Here is a 17,483-nt window from a genome sequence, read left to right on the forward strand (position 1 = left end):
AGCGCTTCGCAGTCAGTTCGTGGGATCAAGCCCGTCGAAGGCGCCCGGCGACAGCTCTTCCCAGAACGCCGCGATGGCCTCGGCATTCAGGGCAGACATCCAGGCGTGGCGTTCGAAATCTTCGCGGGCGGCACCTTCGAGCCGCGCCATGAACAGGCGCTTGTCCGCGTCGCGCTGGGTGGGCGTGCGGGCGGCGGCAAGCTCCTTGATCCGGGCGAGGCGTCTTGCGCGGGCGGTGACCGGAGCAGGGGTCGGTGCAGGGTTTCGCGGCGAAACCTCCTTGCCGTAATCTTCGGACAGCGCCTTTGTCAGGTAGCCGACCGGGTTCGATACACCGGCCTGACCCGCGACATAATCGAGCTTCTGGCGCACATAGGTTTCCCCGTGCTGGCCCATCCATTGCCGCGCCAGCCGGTCCGAGACCCCAAGCGCCTTGAGCCGCGCATAGACCGGGGCATTGCGGAACCCCTCGCCATCGTCGAGATCGAGGATCGCCAGCTGCGGATTTTCGGCGATGCGAAAGCGGATATCGGTCACCGCGCGGCCCATCTTGCGCAGCTCTGGTGTCACCACGATGTTCGAGGTCTTGTTCACCTCGGCCACGGCGGGTTTGATGATCTTGGCGTTCAGATGCTTGAAGGTCTCGTAATAAGGGCTGTCGGACACCCCCATCAGCCGACGGAACAGATCCAGAGACCACCATCCGGTCGAGCCGGTCCGCACGAAACGGTAGCAATTCTCGTATAGCGCCAGCGCGTGCCCGGAGGTGAACCGGCGCTGGATGTTGAGGTTGATCAGCGCAAACACCTTGGGGTCGTGCAGCTTTTCCGCCAGCGCCGGGGAATAGGCGTATTCGCAGATTCCGCCCTTGAGCTTGGCATAGCTCAGCAGCGCCGAAACGCCCCATTCCTGCCGCCCCTCCTCATCCAGCATATCCCATTCCGCCACCGTCTCGGCGAGCCCTCGCAAGGACGCCTTCAGGGTTTCCATGTCATTCGAATTGTACCCGATCATCAGGCACAGCGTGCGCGCATCGATCTGGTGCCGAGTTTGCGTGGTGATGGTGTCATAGGCGTTAAGCAGCAGAACGTTGCTCAGCTTGCGCTGCAACAGCGTCAGCTTGCCGGACACATGGATCGCCGCGACGTGTTTCTTGACGGCGCCGCGGCGCAGGGGGCCCGAAAGCCTGTCGCGCGGAATATCCGCCGGGTTGCCTGCCTCGTCCATCGCACCCTCGTCCGTACTGCCGATCATGCCCATCTGCGGGGCAGGGCCTTGTCGGCGAGTCGCCCTAGCCCGGTTGCCCAGAGTATCCCCCGAAAGGTATCCGCTGGCAAGCGTCCCTCTGGCACCTATACGCCCGCCGCTCCCCATCCCGCAGACGGGTACCCAAGGCCGGCATCCCTGTCACAAAGGTATCCATTTGCAGGAAAGGCCACATCTGAGCCCAAGATGATTCGTGCCAGCAAGGCTCTAACACGGGTCAAAGCAGCGCTTTTGCCCAGTCTGCCCGCTACAAACCCGAGAATCGGCACCCTTTCTCCTGCAAACGGGTGCCTGTTGCCCCGAAAACGGATACCCAGCGCCCTGTATACTGGTCCCTTGGACCATGTTATCTAATTGTAAATATTTATCTCTATCGTCCTTAAAGACTCTAAAGATCCTAAAGACTCGACAAAGCAATCTGCCCGCTGCTTGCCAGAATAATCAATGGATTGACCGCACTGGCAGATCCGCGTTTCACAAGCCGCTCTTCATGTGCCATAGTTTCCCCGATATCGCGGCAACAAGCGAACATCCGAGGCACCATGGCACAGAAACCCAGTGGCGCGGGCAAGCCCGATCTGCCCCCGTATTTCAACATCGACCCGGCAAAGGCCGAAAGCAAGCTTGGCGCGCCGATCGATACCGCGCGCTTTGCCAAGGCGGCGGCTTTTGCCGCCCGCGGGCGCGACGATCTGGCCAAACGCGGCTATGCCCCTGATGGGCAAAAACGGCTGCGGCGGTTTTCCACGTGGGAGGTTTGTCGCTACCTGATCCCCGTCGCCAGCGCGCATCTCCGCCGGGTGCTGCGGCAGAATCCCGAGCTTCCGCAGGGCGAAGGCGAGGGCAATTCCAAGTGGTTCACGCTTGAGGAAATCCTGATCCTGCGCGACCATTTCGCCATCGAGGGCGCCAAGGATCGCGAATACCGCGCATGGCGTCCCGAGGGGTTGCCTGCCAAGGTCGTCGCCGTGGCCAATTTCAAGGGCGGCGTCGGCAAGACCTCGACCGCCGCGCATCTGGCGATGAGCGCGGCGCTGGATGGCTACAAGGTGCTGGTGATCGACCTCGACAGTCAGGGCTCGATGACCTCGATCATGGGCGGCAAGGTCGAGGACGAATGGCAGACGGTGTTCCCGCTGCTGGCCCGCGATTTCGCCCAGCATCTTGCCGCCGAAAACCGGGTGCGCGAGGCCGAAGGACAAACTCCTTTCGATTTCGACGAAACCCTGTCCGAGGCGTTAAAGGTTTCGCCACGAAACCTCGTGCAGAAAACCCACTGGCCCAATATCGACCTGATCGGCGCCCAGCTGAACCTGTACTGGGCGGAATTTCAGGTGCCGGTGTGGCGGATGCGGGCGCGCAGCTGGGCGCTGTGGGACAGCCTGCAAAACGCGCTGAGCGAGGGCGGCCTGCTCGATGAATATGACATCGTGCTGCTCGATACGCCGCCGGCGCTGGGGTATCTGACCATCAATGCGCTGGCCGCGGCTGATATCCTGCTGGTGCCGCTGGGGGCGTCGTTTCTGGAATTCGACAGCACGGGGCGGTTTTTCGACATGATCTATTCCACCTTCGCGTCGATCGAAGATGGCGAGAACAGCCGGTTGCGCGCCGAAGGTCTGCCCGAGACCCGGTTCGAATGGGATGCGGTGCGGGCGCTGGTGACGCGGTTCGATGCCGGGCAGCAGACCGATCTGGCCAATGTCATTCAGGCCTATTTCGGCGAGTTCATGACCACCTATCGTCAGGAAGTCACCGCCATGGTCGGGCAGGCGGGCGAGCAGGTGAGTGGCATTTACGAGACCGATTATCGCGACTTCAACCGTGACACCTATGTGCGCGGGCGCGAGACGTTTGACCGCACATGGGCCGAGGTCAAGGAAGTGATCCTTGGCTGCTGGTGGCGGGATCTGAAGATGGCCGAGGCGGAAAGGGCCGCTGGCGCAGGTGAGCAGGAGGCAAGCTGATGGCACGACGCAGAAAGCTGGAGGCGCCAAGCGCCGATGAATTGCAACGGCTCGAGGCCGAGTTCACCGCCGGGCCGGTTGGCCGCGCCGCGCCGATCGCGCAGGTCGCGGGCGAAGCGGCGGCAGGGCATGATCCGCGCCCGGCCGAGGCGCGCGAAACTGCCGCGCGCGACCGGGTCGATGCGCAGGCGCATCGCGACGCCAGAGACCGGGGGCTGCTGCTGCTGGATATCCCGCTGGGCGAGATCGAGGCCGACGCGCTGGTGCGTGACCGCGTGGTGATGGATCACGAGGAGATGGAAGAGCTCAAGGCGTCGATTTCCCGCAACGGGCTGCGCCTGCCGATCGAAGTGTTCGAACGGGCGGGGCAGGGGCCGAAATGGGGGCTGCTGTCGGGCTATCGCCGCCTGCACGCCATGCGCGCCCTGCACGCGATGACCCAGCTCGAGGCGCATGCGTCGATCAAGGCCATCGTGCGCGACCCGGCGGCGATGGGCGGCACCTTCGCGGCGATGATCGAGGAAAACGAGATCCGCTCGGCGCTCTCGCCCTATGAGCGCGGCCGCATCGCGGTGATCGCGGCGCAGCAGGGCGCGTTTGGCAGCACCGAAGAGGCGGTGGCGACGCTGTTCCCGCAGGCCTCCAAGGCGAAGCGTTCGAAGATACGCAGCTTTGCGCTGATCTTCGAAGAGCTGGGCGATATGCTGACCTTTCCCGACCTGATCAAGGAAAAGGACGGGCTGGCGCTGGCCACGGCGCTGCGCGGCGGTGCCGAGACCCGTCTGCGCGAGGTGCTGGCCGAGCGGGTGCCGGAGACCCCGGCGCAAGAGGCGCAGCTGATCGCCGACGCGCTGGCCGAACTGGAGCCGGCCCCCGAGCCGCGCCGGGGCGGGCGCCCCAAGGCGGCGCCAAAGCTGGTGCGCCGGGTGCAGACCGACAGCGGGGTGAGCTTGCAATCGGGCGAGGACGCGCAGGGCTGGTTCATCCGCCTCAAGGGCGGGCGGGTCGATCGCGAACTGGTCGAAGTGCTGATGTCGGAAATGGAGCGCCTGCTTGGCGATCCGGACTGATGCGCCGCGATGCGGGCAGGCCTTGAAAAATAATCGCCTTAACAGGGAACCAATGCTGCGGGCGATGCGTTTTAAACCCTAAAGGGATTTTATGCGCCGCGCGGCTATATGAGGGACAGACCGGTTTGACGACTCCTCAGGACAGGGCCGAGCCCGGCTTCCGCCATCTGTTGCGTGTGCAGACCAAAGCTGCGCATGACACCGCCGAGGCGGTTTTTTCTCGTTTCATCAATGACCCGCGCGCGGGGCTTGCGTGGTTTCTCGCGGCGCAGCATGCGGCTTTTGCTGCACTGCAGCATGGGGCGCAGACCGGCGCGCTGCTCAGCGATCTGACGGCGCGGCTAGAGGCCGATCTGGCGGATCTGGGCCGCGTTCCGGTGGCGGTGCGTGGCATCGATATCGACCCGCTGGCCGTCGATTACCTTGTGCTGGGCTCGCGGCTTGGCACCGAAGTTCTGCGCCGCCGACTGATGGCCGAGACCCCGCCCGTGCCGATCCCTTCCTATTTCCTTGCCTGCGCGGCTCCGGGGCTGTGGCGGCAGCATTGCGCCTGCCTTGACACCATTGCCCCGGATAGCCCGCGGGCGCGCCATCTGACCATCGACGTTATCGCAGGGTATGAGCTGTTCCGCCGCGCGGCGGGCGCCCAGCCCGACTGAAGGACATTTTCCATGGCCCCTGCCGAAGACGGCTCCCCCCCGCAGACCAGCGTCGATCTGACAAATTGCGACCGCGAGCCGATCCACCGGCTTGGCCGGGTGCAATCCTATGGGGCGCTGATCGCGGTGTCTGGCGATCTGATCGTGCAACATGCCTCTGACAACCTTGGCGAGATCCTCGGCGTGTCGGCGCAGGACGCGCTGGGGCGGCCGCTGAACGAGCTGATCGTGTCGGACGGGTTTCAGCGCATCCGGCAGGCGCTGCGCGCGATCAAGGATCCGGACGGGGTGGCGCGGCTGTTCGGCGTGACGATGCGGGCCAGTGGGCGGGCGTTCGATGTGTCGGTGCATGGCTCTGGCGCGCGGCTGATCGTTGAATTCGAACCCAAGGCGGAAAACCGGGGCAGGGACGTGCTGCTGGATGTCTATCCGCATATCGCCGCGCTGCGCCATGACGGCAGCCTCGATCGGCTTGCCCGCGACGCGGCCCGTGCGTTGCGCAGCATCTCGGGCTTTGACAGCGTCATGGTCTACCAGTTCCAGCCCGATGCCAGCGGCAAGGTCATTGCCGAAAGCCGCGCCGATGGCCAGCGCCGCTATCTTGACCAGATGTTCCCGGCCTCGGACATTCCGATACAGGCGCGCGCGCTGTACACCCGCTCGCTGCTGCGGCTGATCGGCGATGTCGATGATCCTGGCAGCGCCATCACCCCGCCCGTCTCGCTGGATGGTCAGCCGCTTGACCTGTCGCTGGCGGTCACCCGTGCGGTGTCACCGATCCATCTGGAATACCTGCGCAACATGGGGGTACGGGCGTCGATGTCGGTGTCGATCATGAAGGACGGCGCGCTCTGGGGGCTGTTTGCCTGCCACCACGACAGCCCGCGCTACATCGATTACGAACGCCGCACCGCGATCGAGATGTTCGCGCATATGTTCAGCTACGAGCTGACCCGCCACGAGACCGCGCAGCGCAAGATCACCGAAGACGCCACGCTGCGGCTGCAGTCCCAGCTGATGGCCGATATGGCCAATGGGCGGGGGCTGGCCGACAGCCTGCTGGCGGTGTCCGAAGACCTCGACCGGGTGATCCCGCATGACGGGCTTGTGCTGTATGAGAACGAGGTGTTCAGCGCCACCGGCAGCACCCCGACCGAAGAGGAATTCCTTGGGATCACGCGGTTTCTTGACCGGTCCATCGGCTCGGGGGTGTTCGAGACCCATTGCCTTGGCAAGCTGCATCCGCCGGCCCGCGATTACGCGGACCGGGCTGCGGGCCTTCTGGCCATTCCGATCAGCAAGCGCCCGCGCGATTATCTGGTGCTGCTGCGCCGTCAGGCGGTGGACAGCGTCACTTGGGCGGGCAATCCCGAAAAGCCGGTCACGGTGGGGCCAAACGGCATTCGCCTGACCCCGCGCAAGAGCTTTGAGGCGTGGCGCGAGACGGTGATCGGCCAGTCGCGGCCATGGTCCGAAGGCGAACGCCACGCGGCATCGGTGCTGCGCACGGTGTTGCTTGAGGTGTTCCTCAAGGTCACCGATGCGGCCAACATCGAACGCAAGCGGGCGCAGGAACAGCAGCAGTTGCTGATCTCGGAGCTGAATCACCGGGTGCGCAACATTCTCAACCTGATGCGCGGCCTGCTGGCGCAATCGCGCAGCTCCGCCCGCACGCTTGAGGAATTCACCGAGAACCTCGACGGGCGCATTCAGGCGCTTGCCCGCGCCCATGACCAGCTGACCGCCGAGCAATGGGAGCCGGCCTCGTTCAAAGAGCTGCTGGGCTGCGAATTTGCCGCCTATGCCGGGGCGATGGCCGAGCGGGTGCAGATCATCGGCCCTGACGCCATGGTCTTGCCGCGCGCCTTCACCACGCTGGCGCTGGTGCTGCACGAGATGGCGACCAATTCGTGCAAATACGGTGCGCTGCGGGAGGCTGGCGGTCAGGTGATCGTGCGCACATCGGTGGATCGCTCTGGCGGTTTCCTGTTCGACTGGATCGAACGCGGCGGCCCGCCGGTGGCTCCGCCGCAGCGGCGCGGGTTCGGCACCACCATCATCGAAGGCGCAATTCCGCATGAACTGCAGGGCGACGCCGAGATCGCTTACAAGCTGACCGGGGTCGAGGCGCATTTCCGTCTGCCGCCCACGGTGCTGTCGCAGATTGTCGACGAGGCGCTGCCGGGCGCGGCCCAAGACCCTGTCGCCGCCGCGCCATCTGCGCAGTTCCGGCTGGCCGGGCAGGGGCTTGTGCTGGAGGATACGCTGATCATCGCGATGGATGCGCAGGGCATTCTGGAGGATCTGGGCGCGGAGAAGGTCGAGATCCGCGCCTCGGTGGCCGAAGCGCTGGACTGGCTGTCGGGCAACGAGGTGCAGTTCGCGCTGCTGGATGTCAATCTGGGCGACGGGCAGTCACTGCCGGTGGCCGAGGCGCTCGCGGCGCGCGGCGTGCCCTTTGTGCTGGCGACGGGCTATGGCGCCACGGCAGAGCTTGCCGCGACCTATCCGCCCTGCGCCGTCGTGCAAAAGCCATTCTCGGAGGCGACGATTCTGGCCGCGCTGCGAGAGGCGGCAAAGCTGCACCAAGGCGCATAGCGCGGTTGACGCAGCGGCAGAGCGGCCTTGCCGATGACAGTCAGAGCCGTGGTGCTTGCGCGCGTCGGCTGGGGCGGTTGGCGTGATCGCAGCGCCGTTCAAGGGCCGGATGGTCCGCGCAGACGCAATTTCTGCGCGCATCTGCCCGAAACTTTGGCAATATCGGGCCATTGCCTCTTGCCGTCGGGGGGCGCATCGGCAACATCCCTGCCAAATCAGAAAATAGGGACAGATCCGATGAAAGCCTTTCTTCTTTCGCTGACCGCCGCGCTGGCGCTGGCAGCCCCCGCCATGGCGCAGGATTTCGTCGCCCGCATCGGGCATCTGGAAAGCACCGCGCAAAGCCGCCATATCCATCTGGACAAGGTCGCCGCGCTGGTCGCCGAGCGCACCGGCGGCGCGGTGGAATTTCAGATCTTTCCGCAGGGCCAGCTGGGCAACCAGCGCCAGATGACCGAAGGTGTGCAGCTGGGCACGCTTGAGGCGACGGTGTCGCCCGCGGCCTTCCTTGGCGGTTTCAACCCGGTGGTGTCGGTGCTGGATATTCCCTACCTGATCCCCGCCGATGCGGCAGAGGCCGCGGCGCTGCGTGACGGGCCGTTCGGGCAGGCGCTGCTGGACAGCTTCAGCGACAAGGGGCTGGTCGCCATCGAGCTTTGGCCCAACGGCACCAAGCAGTTCACCTCGAACGAACCGCTGGCCTCGCTGGAAGATTTCGCCGGGCAGAAGTTCCGCGTCATGGACAGCTCGATCCTGATCGAGCAGTACAACGCGCTTGGCGCCTCGGCCATCGCGCTGCCGTTCGGCGAGCTGTACACCTCGCTTCAGACCGGCGTGGTGGATGGCGAGGAAAACCCCGCCGACACCATCCGCGCGATGAAGTTCAACGAGGTGCAGAAATACATGGTGGTCTCGGATCATGGCGCCATGGAAGACGTGGTGCTGTTCAACCCGATGTTCTGGGACAGCCTGCCCGAAGAGTATCGCGGCGTGATCACCGAGGCCTTTGCCGAAGTCATCCCCGAGCTGACCGCCCACAAGGCCGCCGCCGTGGCCTCGGCGATCGAAGACATCAAGGCCTCGGGCACCGACGTGCGCGTTGCCGACAGCGATGAGCGCGCGGCGCTGCGCGCGCTGACCTTCGGCCCGGCCTCGGCGGCCTATGTGGCCAAGGCGGGCGAGGCCGGGCAGGCGCTGCTTGATATCTACGCAGCGCAGTAAGCCGGTGATTGCCCTGCGCCTGTTGCGCCGCGTTGAACGCGCGGCGCTTGTCTGCCTGTTTCTGGGAATGGTGTTTCTGTACACCGGGTCGGTGATCACGCGCGAGATCGGCGGGCGCGTCGCGTCGGATTTCGCATGGATCGAAGAAGCGGTGCGGATGATGAACCTGTTTCTGGTGTTCCTCGCGCTGGGGCTGGCGCTGGAGCGGGGCAAGCATGTCGGTATCCATACGCTGCGCGAACGGCTTGCGCCCGGCGCGGTGCGCTGGGTGCGGCGGGGCATCGACCTTTTGGGGCTGGGGTTCAGCCTGTACGTGGCCTGGCTGGCGGTTGGCCTTGTGCAATTCGTTCTGAAAACCGGGCAGACGTCGCCCACGCTGGGAGTGCCGATGGGGCTGATCTATATTGCGCCGGTGATCGGCTTTGCGCTGCTGGGGCTGCGCTACGGGCTTAGCCTGTTTGGCGCGATCGACCGCTTTTCGGTGGAAGACACATGAGCTTCGCGATTGTTGCGCTGCTGGCCGTGGCCCTGCTTGGGCTGGGGTTCGAGATGCTGCTGGTGCTGGGCGTGCCGGCGCTGCTGTGGAAAGAGCTGGAGCAGGGGCGGCTGCCCGACGCGGCGGTGGTGCAGAAGATCGTCGGCGGCATCGACCATTCGACGCTTCTGGCGATCCCGTTCTTTATCTTTGCCGCGCATCTGATGGGCTCGGGGCAGATCGCCCGGCAGCTGGTCGGCGTGGTCAAGGCGCTGGTCGGGCATACGCGCGGCGGCATCGGGCATGTGGTGGTGGGCGGGTCGATGGCCTTTGGCTCGGTGTCGGGCTCGGCCCCGGCCACGGTCGCCGCCATGGGCCGCATGGCCTATCCCGAAATGCGCGCCGCCGGGTGGTCTGATCGCTTTTCGCTGGGCCTTTTGGTGGCGAGCGCCGAAACCGCGCTGCTGATCCCGCCGTCGATCACGCTGATCGTCTATGGCTGGATCACCGGCACGTCGATCTCGCGGCTGTTCGCTGGCGGGCTGGCGGTGGGTCTGGTGCTGGGCGCGGCCTTTGCGGCGCTGGTCAGCTGGCAGGCGCGGCGCGAAGGCGTCGTGTCAGCGCCGCGCCTTGGCTGGGGCGCACGCGCCCGCGCCGCCTGGGAGGCGAAATGGGCGCTGGGGATGCCGGTCATCATCCTTGGCGGCATCTATTCGGGCATCATCACCCCGACCGAGGCCGCGGCGGTCAGCGTCGTTTACGCCATCGTGGTCGAGATGCTGGTGCTGCGCAGTCTCGACCTCAGGGGCCTTGCGAAGATCACCGAGGACAGCGCCATCGGCACGGCAGTGATCTTTGTGCTGTTGGCCGTGGGCGGGCTGATCAGCTTTTTCGTCACGCTGGCGCAGATCCCGAATGCCATCATCGCGCTGCTCGACAGCGTCGAGGCCGGGCGCATCACCTTCCTTCTGGCGGTGAACCTGTGCTTCCTGATCGCGGGGATGTTCATCGATCCCAATTCGACGCTGCTGGTGCTGGTGCCGCCGCTCTATCCGGTGGCGATGAGCTTTGGCATCGACCCGGTGCAATTCGGCATGATCGTCACGCTGAACGTGTGCATCGGGATGATCACGCCGCCCTTCGGGCTGGATATCTTTGTCGCCAGTTCGACGCTGGGCAAGCCGGTGACGCAGATCATCTCTGGGGTCTGGCCCTTTGTGCTGGTCAACCTCGTGGTGCTGGCGATCATCACCTATATTCCGGCGGTGTCGCTGCTGATCCCGCGCTTGATCTTCGGCTAGGGGCAAGGGGCGCCGCAATATTGGGCTGAAACCCCCGGCGCCCCCAATGCTGCACCTGCAAAGGAACCAATTTGCAGCTACGGTGTTGTGGAAAGGTGCACCCTGTCTGGTGCAAGTGTCCCTTCCCTCGGTACCGGAACCCCATACATGTTCGATGTCACCCGCAAGGCCGACCCGCGAGACGTATCGTTCGATCTTTCTGCCGGGCGCCCCGATCGCCTCGGCGCGCGCCCCGACCCCGAGGGCACCAATTTCGCCCTGTTCTCGGACAATGCCGAAAAGGTCGAACTCTGCCTGTTCGACGAGGCTGGCACATCTGAAATCGCCCGGCTGGAACTGCCCCGCTCGGAGGGCGGCATCTGGTACGGCTATCTGCCCGGCATTGCGCCCGGTCAGGCCTATGGCTACCGGGTGCACGGCGCCTATGCGCCCAAGGATGGCCACCGCTTCAACCCCAACAAGCTGCTGCTTGATCCCTATGCCATGGCGATGCGCGGCCATCTGACATGGGACGATGCGCTGTTTGGCTACCCGGTGGGCGGCTCGGATCTGGAATTTGATACGCGCGATTCCGCGCCCTTCATGCCCAAGGCCGTGGTCGCCGACCCGGATTTCGACTGGGAGGCCGAGCAGATGCCGCGCACGCCCTGGGAAAAGACGGTGATCTACGAGGCCCACGCCAAGGGGCTGACCATGCGCCATCCCGGCGTGATCGAGGCCGACCGTGGCACCTTCAAGGCGCTGGCGTCGGACCCGATGCTGGAGCATCTGCAAAAGCTGGGGGTCACCGCCATCGAGTTGCTGCCGATCCATGCCATGGTGCAGGATCGCTATCTGGTCGATCAGGGGCTGCGCAATTACTGGGGCTACAACACGCTGGGGTTTTTCGCGCCCAACCGCACCTATCTGGCGGGCGAGGACGTGCGCGAGGTGCGCACCGCCGTCAAACGCTTCCACGATGCCGGGATCGAGGTGATCCTTGACGTGGTCTACAACCACACCGCCGAGGGCAATGAGCTGGGCAGCACCCTGAGCTTTCGCGGCATCGACAACGCGTCCTACTATCTGCTTTCCGAGGACAAGCGGCATTGTTTCGACACCACCGGCTGTGGCAACACGCTGAACGTGGCGCATCCGATGGTGCTGCGCATGGTGATGGATTCACTACGGTACTGGGTCGAGGTCTGCCACGTCGACGGTTTCCGTTTCGATCTGGCCTCGACGCTGGGGCGCGAGCCGGCCGGGTTCGAGCGTGAAGGCAGTTTTTTCAGCGCCATGCGGCAGGATCCGGTGCTGTCTCAGGTCAAGCTGATCGCAGAGCCGTGGGATATCGGCAGCGAAGGCTATCAGGTTGGCGGCTTCCCGTGGCCGTTTCGCGAATGGAACGACAAGTTCCGCGATGACACCCGCGCCTTCTGGCGCCGTGATCCGGGGATGACCGGGCGCATCTCGCAGCGGCTTATGGGCAGCCCGACGCAATTCGACCATTCGCTGCGCCCGGCCACCAGCTCGGTCAATTTCATCGCCGCGCATGACGGGTTCACCCTGTGGGATACGCTGAGCTACAACGACAAGCACAACGAGGCCAATGGCGAGGGCAACCGCGATGGCCATGACCACAACCTGTCCGACAATATGGGCGCCGAAGGGCCAAGCGAGGATGCGCATGTCGATGCCGCCCGTCTGCGCCGCGCCAAGGCGATGCTGGCAACGCTGTTCACCAGCCATGGCGTGCCGATGATTCTGGCCGGCGATGAGCTGGGCCAGAGCCAGCAGGGCAACAACAACGCCTATTGTCAGGACAACGAGATCGCATGGATAGACTGGGATGCCGCGCGCCCCGAGCTGACGCAGGCCGTGGCCGATATGATCGCCTTTCGCAAGGATTGGGCCGGGCATCTTGCGCCCGCCGGGTTCTGGCCGCGCCCGGAGGCCACCGAAAGCCACTGGCTGCATCCCGAGGGCCGCGAGATGAGCGAAGACGACTGGAACGACGATCTGTTGCGCGTCACCGGCCTTTGGCATCGGCGCGACGATTGTGACGACCTTCTGATCGTGCTCAACGCCATGGATGATTGCGAATTCGCCCTGCCCGCAGGCGATTGGCGGCGCTGCATCGACACCGCGCAGGAGGTGATTTCCTGTGACGAGCCAGTGTCGGGAACCGTGATTGTTTCGGGGCAGGCGGTCAGCGTGTTCAGAACCGGAGCGCCGCAAGCATGAGCGAACGGATCTGGGGCGCAGCGCCCCTGAACGACACCTGCTGGCGCTTTGGGCTATGGGCGCCAGCGGCCCGCAAGGTTGCGCTTGTGCTCGACGGTGACGAGATGGCGATGCACGGCCATGACGGCTGGTGGCAGATCGACACCTGCGCCGCGCCGGGCCTGCCCTACAGCTTTCGCATCGACGGCACCGACCGGCCAGACCCGGCCAGCCGGGCGCAGGTCGATACGGTCGACGGCCCGTCGCTCACCGTCGATCCGCGCGGGTTCGACTGGGGCGCGCCGTGGCAGGGCAGGGCGTTCGAAGAGGCGGTGATCCTTGAAATTCACGTCGGCAGTTTCACCCCCGAAGGGACGTTTGCCGCCGCAGCGCAGCGCCTGCCGGGCTTGGCGGCGCTTGGCATCACCATGATCGAGCTGATGCCGGTGTCGCAGTTCCATGGCCGCTGGGGCTGGGGCTATGACGGCGTGCTGAACCGTGCGCCGCACCCGGCCTATGGCACCCCGGACGAGATGCGCGCCTTTGTCCGCGCGGCGCAGGAACAGGGCATCTGTGTCATCCTTGATCTGGTGATGAACCACTTCGGCCCGTTTGGAAATTACCTCCCCAGCTACGCGCCGGAGTTTTACACCGACATCCCGACCCCTTGGGGCGACGGCATCGATTTCGAACGGCCAGAGGTGCGCGATTTCTTCCGCCAGTCGGCGCTGGGGTGGCTGGAGGACTACCGTTTGGACGGCTTCCGCCTTGATGCGGTGCACCAGATCCGCGACGGCTCGGAGCAGCATTTCATGCATGAATTGCTGCATGAGATTCACGCCTCCGCATGGGGCCGCCCCATCCACCTGATCTGCGAGGATGAACGCAACCTGCCCGATCTGCGCGAGGCGGGCTATGACGCGGAATGGAACGACGACTGGCACAATGTGCTGCATGTTGCCCTCACTGGCGAGACGCAGGGCTATTATGAACGCCATGGCGACGACCCCTTTGCCGATCTGGCGCATGCGCTGGCCCATGGTCAGGCGGATGAAGGCCAGCCCAAGGGCGATCATGGCGCGCGCGGCGCCCCGGCGGCGCATTTGCCGTGGAGCGCCTTCATCAATTCCAACCACACCCATGACCAGATCGGCAACCGCCCGCATGGCGACCGCCTGCTGACGCTGGTGGGCGATGACGTGGGCCGGGTGATCCACGCCGCGCTGCTGCTGATGCCCTTTACCCCGATGCTGTTTCAGGGCGAGGAAGAAGGCTCTGAAGCGCCGTTCCCGTTCTTTGTCGATCCGCCCGATGATCGGATGCGCCGGGCTGTGCGCAAGGGGCGGCGCAAGGAACTGGGCGCGCTTGGCTATGATCTGTCGAAGATGCCCGATCCCTGCGGGCCGAATGCCATGGACATGGCCTGCCCTTACCCGTCGCCAGACCCGGCGCGCGCCGAAGCATGGCGGGCGCTGACCGGCGAGTTGCTGGCACTGCGCGCCGCGCGCATCACGCCGCTGCTGCGTTCGGGCGATACCGGGCCGGGCGAGGTGTCGCGCCCGACGCCAAAGGCGTTTCGCGTTCGCTGGGGCTTTGCCGGCGGCGCTATCGAAATGGCCCTGTGCCTTGGCACCCCCGTGGGTGAGCAGCTGGACAGCGCCGATTTCACCCTCGGCAACACCGCCAGCGATGCCTTTGCCTTAGCCGTCAGGATCACCTCATGAAGCCGCTGTCCGCCACTTACCGTCTGCAACTGCGTCAGGGCGTGGATTTTGATCGCGCCGCAGAGCTGCTGGCGCATATCGACACGCTTGGGGCTTCGCATCTGTACCTGTCGCCGATCTTTACCGCGCCCGAGGACAGCACCCATGGCTATGACGTGGCAGACCCGTCGCAGATCGATCCGATCCTTGGCGGGCGCGCCGGGTTCGAACGGCTGGCGCGTGCGGCGCAGGCGCGCGGCATCGGCATCGTGCTGGATCTGGTGCCCAACCACACCGTGCTGTCGGTGGAAAACCCATGGCTTCTGGATGCGCTGAAACACGGGGCCGCCAGTGCCTATGCTGATTTCTTCGATGTCGACTGGGACGAGGGGTTGATCCTGCCCATCCTGTCAGAGCCGTTCGATGACATGGCGGCGGCGGGAGCTTTTGAAATCAATGCCGCCGAGGAGCGCATCGAATGGCAGGGCGGCTGGCTGCCGCTGGCCCCGGGCACGGCGGGGCTCGATCTGCCCGAGATGATGCGCGCCCAGCATTGGCGGTTGCGCTTCTGGGAGCGCGAGCGGCGGCGGCTGACGCATCGGCGGTTCTTCAATGTCACTACGCTGATCGGGATGCGCATCGAAGAGCAAAAGGTGTTCGATGCGATGATGGCGCTGCCGGTGGCGCTGGTGCGGGCGAGGCTGGTGCAGGGGTTGCGCATCGACCATGTCGACGGGCTGGCGCGGCCCGGCGAATATCTCGCCCGGCTGCGCGAAGCGGTGGGGCCAAAGGTGCCGGTCTGGGTCGAAAAGATCCTCACCGGCGACGAAGAGATGCCGCAGGGCTGGGCCACCGACGGCACCACCGGCTATGAGGCATCCGACCGCATCACCCGGTTGCTGATGGACGAGAGCGGGCAGCAGCGGCTCGACAGTTTCTGGCGCGAGGCGACCGGGGCGCATGGCAGCTACGAGGACATGTGCGTGCAGACGCGCGGGCTGATGCTTGACGGCGATCTGCGGGCGGAACTGGTCGAGATGCAGGGGCGTGCGCAGGCGGCGCTGGCCGAGCGCGGCGATACCCCTCGCGATGGCGAAGAGCTGCGCGCCGCGATCCGGGCGCTGTTGATGGTGTTCCCGCAATATCGGTCTTACGTGACCCCGGACGGGGCCCGCGACGAGGACGAGGCGTTGTTGCGCGTGACCTTTGAACGCGCCGGGGCGCTGGTCGGTGACGCCGCGACGCTGGCGGCGCTGCGCCGGCTGTTCGACGGCTCTGAGGGGCCGCAGACCTATGGCTTCGTGCGACGCTTTCAGCAGGTCACCGGGGCGGTGGTCGCCAAGGCGCAGGAAGACACGGCGTTCTTTCGCTATACCCGCAATCTGGCGGAATGCGAGGTCGGCTCGGAGCCCGATGCGCCGCTGCTGAGCGCCGAGGCTTTCGAAAGCTGGTGCCGCGAGCGGCAGGGCCGCTTTCCGCTGGCGATGACGCTTGGCTCGTCGCACGACAGCAAGCGGGGCGAGGATGCGCGGGCGCGGCTTGTGGCGCTGAGCCATGATCCGCTGGCGCTGCGCGAGCTTTGGCAGGGGGCGGCGCCGCTGGCGACGGCGGGCGCGCCGCGCGCCGATGTGCGCTGGTACATCCTGCAAAGCGCCGTGGCCATGTGGGAACCGGGCCGCGACGATCTGGAAGCCCGGCTGGGTGAGCACATGGAAAAGGCGCTGCGCGAGGCGCGCCAGCTGTCGAGCTGGACCAACCCCGACGAGGCCATCGAGGCGGCGGCGGCGGAATTCGGCGCGGCGCTGCTGAGCGACTGGCGGCGACAGCCCCCCGAGGCGCTGAGCCGCCTTGTGCAGCGCGGCGAGGCGCTGTCGCTGGCGGCGCATGCGCTGCGGCTGGTGATGCCGGGGGTGCCCGACATTTATCAGGGCAGCGAATATGGCAGCTATGCGCTGACCGACCCCGACAATCGCGCGGTGTTCGCCCCGCACGAGCCAGGCAGCCGTTTCGGCCATGACAAGCTGGCGCTGACCCGGCGGCTGCTGGGGTTGCGGGCGCGGGCGCCGGGGCTGTTCCTGCACGGCAGTTTCGAGGCGCGCGAGGATCGCGGCGGCCTGCTGGTGACACGGCGGCAGGGCGAACAGGTGCTGTCGCTTTACGTGACGCTGGATGGCAGCTCGGCGCCGGTACTGGTCGAGGTCAACGGCATCGCGTCTCTCGATCCGGTCTGGGTCTGAGGCCGCCAATGGCGCTTGCGACAAGTGTCTTGGTTCCGGCCTTGCCCGGCTTTGGCTATTCTTCAGGCCTTGGGCAGCCGAGGAAGGGAATGCGCCGTGAAACGCCATCGGTCGGGGGAAGGGCAATGACGGCGGCGCTGGATGTGCCGGGGGCCGCGCCGCGCACGCGGGACCTGCTGGCGCTGCAGGCGCTGGCGGTGCCGATGCCCGCCGTTGCCCGGATGCTGTTTGTCGTCGATTTCCGACCCTCGATGCTGTGCGGGCGCACGCGGGCCTTCCGCTCTGTCGCGGCGGCTGAAGCCGTGGTGCTGCTAGGGGCGGCGGCCTGCGCGGCGGGGGCAGAGGTGGGGCTGTTGACGCTGGGCTGCGGCACGGCGGTGACGCTGAGCGCGCGCCCGCGCCCTATCCGCGAAATCGTCGCCGGGCTGGTACGGGCCCATGAGGCCGCCTCTGCCCATGCGCTGGCCGGGCGGCTCGATGATCCGCCATTGGCGCGGGCATTGTCGGGGCTAGGGCGGCTGGCGGCGCCGGGCAGTGCGGTGATCATCGTGTCGGGGTTCGAAACCCCCGGCGCCGGGCTGGGGGCCTGCCTTGCGCGGCTGGCCGAGGAGCATCGCTTGCAGCTGTTCCAGATCGCCGACGGCGCCGCTGCGGGCGAGGCGCGCAGCGACATCGCCGGTCTGCCTGCCGAGGTGCTCAATGCCTCGCACCCGCCCGAGGCAATCGCCGCCCGGCTGGCCGCGCTGGTGCAGCGCGCGCATTAGGGGCGCGGGGCGATAGGCAG

Annotated in this window: 12 protein-coding genes; 11 read left to right on the forward strand and 1 reads right to left on the reverse strand. The window is 65.9% G+C overall.

Annotated elements, in window-relative coordinates; all coding sequences use genetic code 11:
- Window positions 1–12 precede the first annotated feature (12 nt).
- The gene (locus Q4543_RS07110) at window positions 13–1,254 is read right to left on the reverse strand and encodes a replication initiation protein (RefSeq protein ID WP_216003556.1); all 1,242 of its coding nucleotides are present in this window, start codon (window positions 1,252–1,254) and stop codon (window positions 13–15) included.
- Window positions 1,255–1,808: 554 nt separating this feature from the next.
- Here Q4543_RS07110 and Q4543_RS07115 point away from each other — a divergent pair.
- The 11 genes from Q4543_RS07115 (at window position 1,809) to Q4543_RS07165 (ending at window position 17,463) form a co-directional block, all read left to right on the forward strand.
- A complete protein-coding gene (locus tag Q4543_RS07115) occupies window positions 1,809–3,233 on the forward strand; it encodes an AAA family ATPase (RefSeq protein WP_216003557.1) in 1,425 nt (474 codons plus the stop codon).
- Window positions 3,233–4,303, forward strand: coding sequence for a ParB/RepB/Spo0J family partition protein (locus Q4543_RS07120; protein WP_303437112.1), 1,071 nt, complete (start codon window positions 3,233–3,235; stop codon window positions 4,301–4,303). Before Q4543_RS07115 ends, Q4543_RS07120 begins: the two co-directional genes overlap by 1 nt.
- A 125-nt stretch (window positions 4,304–4,428) precedes the next feature.
- Entirely contained in the window at window positions 4,429–4,962 is a 534-nt protein-coding gene (locus Q4543_RS07125) for a hypothetical protein (protein WP_303437113.1), read from the forward strand.
- Between the two features lie 12 nt (window positions 4,963–4,974).
- Window positions 4,975–7,560, forward strand: coding sequence for an HWE histidine kinase domain-containing protein (locus Q4543_RS07130; RefSeq protein ID WP_303437114.1), 2,586 nt, complete (start codon window positions 4,975–4,977; stop codon window positions 7,558–7,560).
- A gap of 237 nt (window positions 7,561–7,797) precedes the next feature.
- The gene (locus Q4543_RS07135) at window positions 7,798–8,781 is read left to right on the forward strand and encodes a TRAP transporter substrate-binding protein (RefSeq protein WP_303437115.1); all 984 of its coding nucleotides are present in this window, start codon (window positions 7,798–7,800) and stop codon (window positions 8,779–8,781) included.
- Window positions 8,759–9,277 (forward strand): TRAP transporter small permease, encoded by a 519-nt coding sequence (locus tag Q4543_RS07140; protein WP_303437116.1) that lies wholly within the window; start codon window positions 8,759–8,761, stop codon window positions 9,275–9,277. Before Q4543_RS07135 ends, Q4543_RS07140 begins: the two co-directional genes overlap by 23 nt.
- Window positions 9,274–10,557, forward strand: a complete 1,284-nt coding sequence (locus Q4543_RS07145) for a TRAP transporter large permease (protein WP_303437117.1) — start codon at window positions 9,274–9,276, stop codon at window positions 10,555–10,557. Before Q4543_RS07140 ends, Q4543_RS07145 begins: the two co-directional genes overlap by 4 nt.
- Before the next feature lie 147 nt (window positions 10,558–10,704).
- Window positions 10,705–12,780, forward strand: coding sequence for a glycogen debranching protein GlgX (gene glgX / locus Q4543_RS07150; RefSeq protein ID WP_303437118.1), 2,076 nt, complete (start codon window positions 10,705–10,707; stop codon window positions 12,778–12,780).
- The gene (gene treZ / locus Q4543_RS07155) at window positions 12,777–14,483 is read left to right on the forward strand and encodes a malto-oligosyltrehalose trehalohydrolase (protein WP_303437119.1); all 1,707 of its coding nucleotides are present in this window, start codon (window positions 12,777–12,779) and stop codon (window positions 14,481–14,483) included. The genes glgX and treZ overlap by 4 nt, the downstream gene beginning before the upstream one ends.
- Window positions 14,480–16,699, forward strand: coding sequence for a malto-oligosyltrehalose synthase (treY, locus tag Q4543_RS07160; RefSeq protein WP_303437120.1), 2,220 nt, complete (start codon window positions 14,480–14,482; stop codon window positions 16,697–16,699). The genes treZ and treY overlap by 4 nt, the downstream gene beginning before the upstream one ends.
- 125 nt (window positions 16,700–16,824) lie before the next feature.
- Window positions 16,825–17,463, forward strand: coding sequence for a hypothetical protein (locus Q4543_RS07165; RefSeq protein ID WP_303437121.1), 639 nt, complete (start codon window positions 16,825–16,827; stop codon window positions 17,461–17,463).
- Window positions 17,464–17,483 lie beyond the last annotated feature (20 nt).

It is taken from the genome of Salipiger sp. 1_MG-2023, from assembly GCF_030547555.1.
In the GTDB taxonomy this organism is placed as follows: Bacteria; Pseudomonadota; Alphaproteobacteria; order Rhodobacterales; family Rhodobacteraceae; genus Salipiger.

Coding starts and splice junctions, on each gene's coding strand:
- Q4543_RS07130 (WP_303437114.1), top strand. CDS start 4,975: ATGGCCCCTGCCGAAGACGGCTCCCCCCCGCAGACCAGCGTCGATCTG.
- Q4543_RS07120 (WP_303437112.1), top strand. CDS start 3,233: ATGGCACGACGCAGAAAGCTGGAGGCGCCAAGCGCCGATGAATTGCAA.
- Q4543_RS07115 (WP_216003557.1), top strand. CDS start 1,809: ATGGCACAGAAACCCAGTGGCGCGGGCAAGCCCGATCTGCCCCCGTAT.
- treZ (WP_303437119.1), top strand. CDS start 12,777: ATGAGCGAACGGATCTGGGGCGCAGCGCCCCTGAACGACACCTGCTGG.
- glgX (WP_303437118.1), top strand. CDS start 10,705: ATGTTCGATGTCACCCGCAAGGCCGACCCGCGAGACGTATCGTTCGAT.
- Q4543_RS07165 (WP_303437121.1), top strand. CDS start 16,825: ATGACGGCGGCGCTGGATGTGCCGGGGGCCGCGCCGCGCACGCGGGAC.
- Q4543_RS07135 (WP_303437115.1), top strand. CDS start 7,798: ATGAAAGCCTTTCTTCTTTCGCTGACCGCCGCGCTGGCGCTGGCAGCC.
- Q4543_RS07110 (WP_216003556.1), bottom strand. CDS start 1,254: ATGATCGGCAGTACGGACGAGGGTGCGATGGACGAGGCAGGCAACCCG.
- treY (WP_303437120.1), top strand. CDS start 14,480: ATGAAGCCGCTGTCCGCCACTTACCGTCTGCAACTGCGTCAGGGCGTG.
- Q4543_RS07145 (WP_303437117.1), top strand. CDS start 9,274: ATGAGCTTCGCGATTGTTGCGCTGCTGGCCGTGGCCCTGCTTGGGCTG.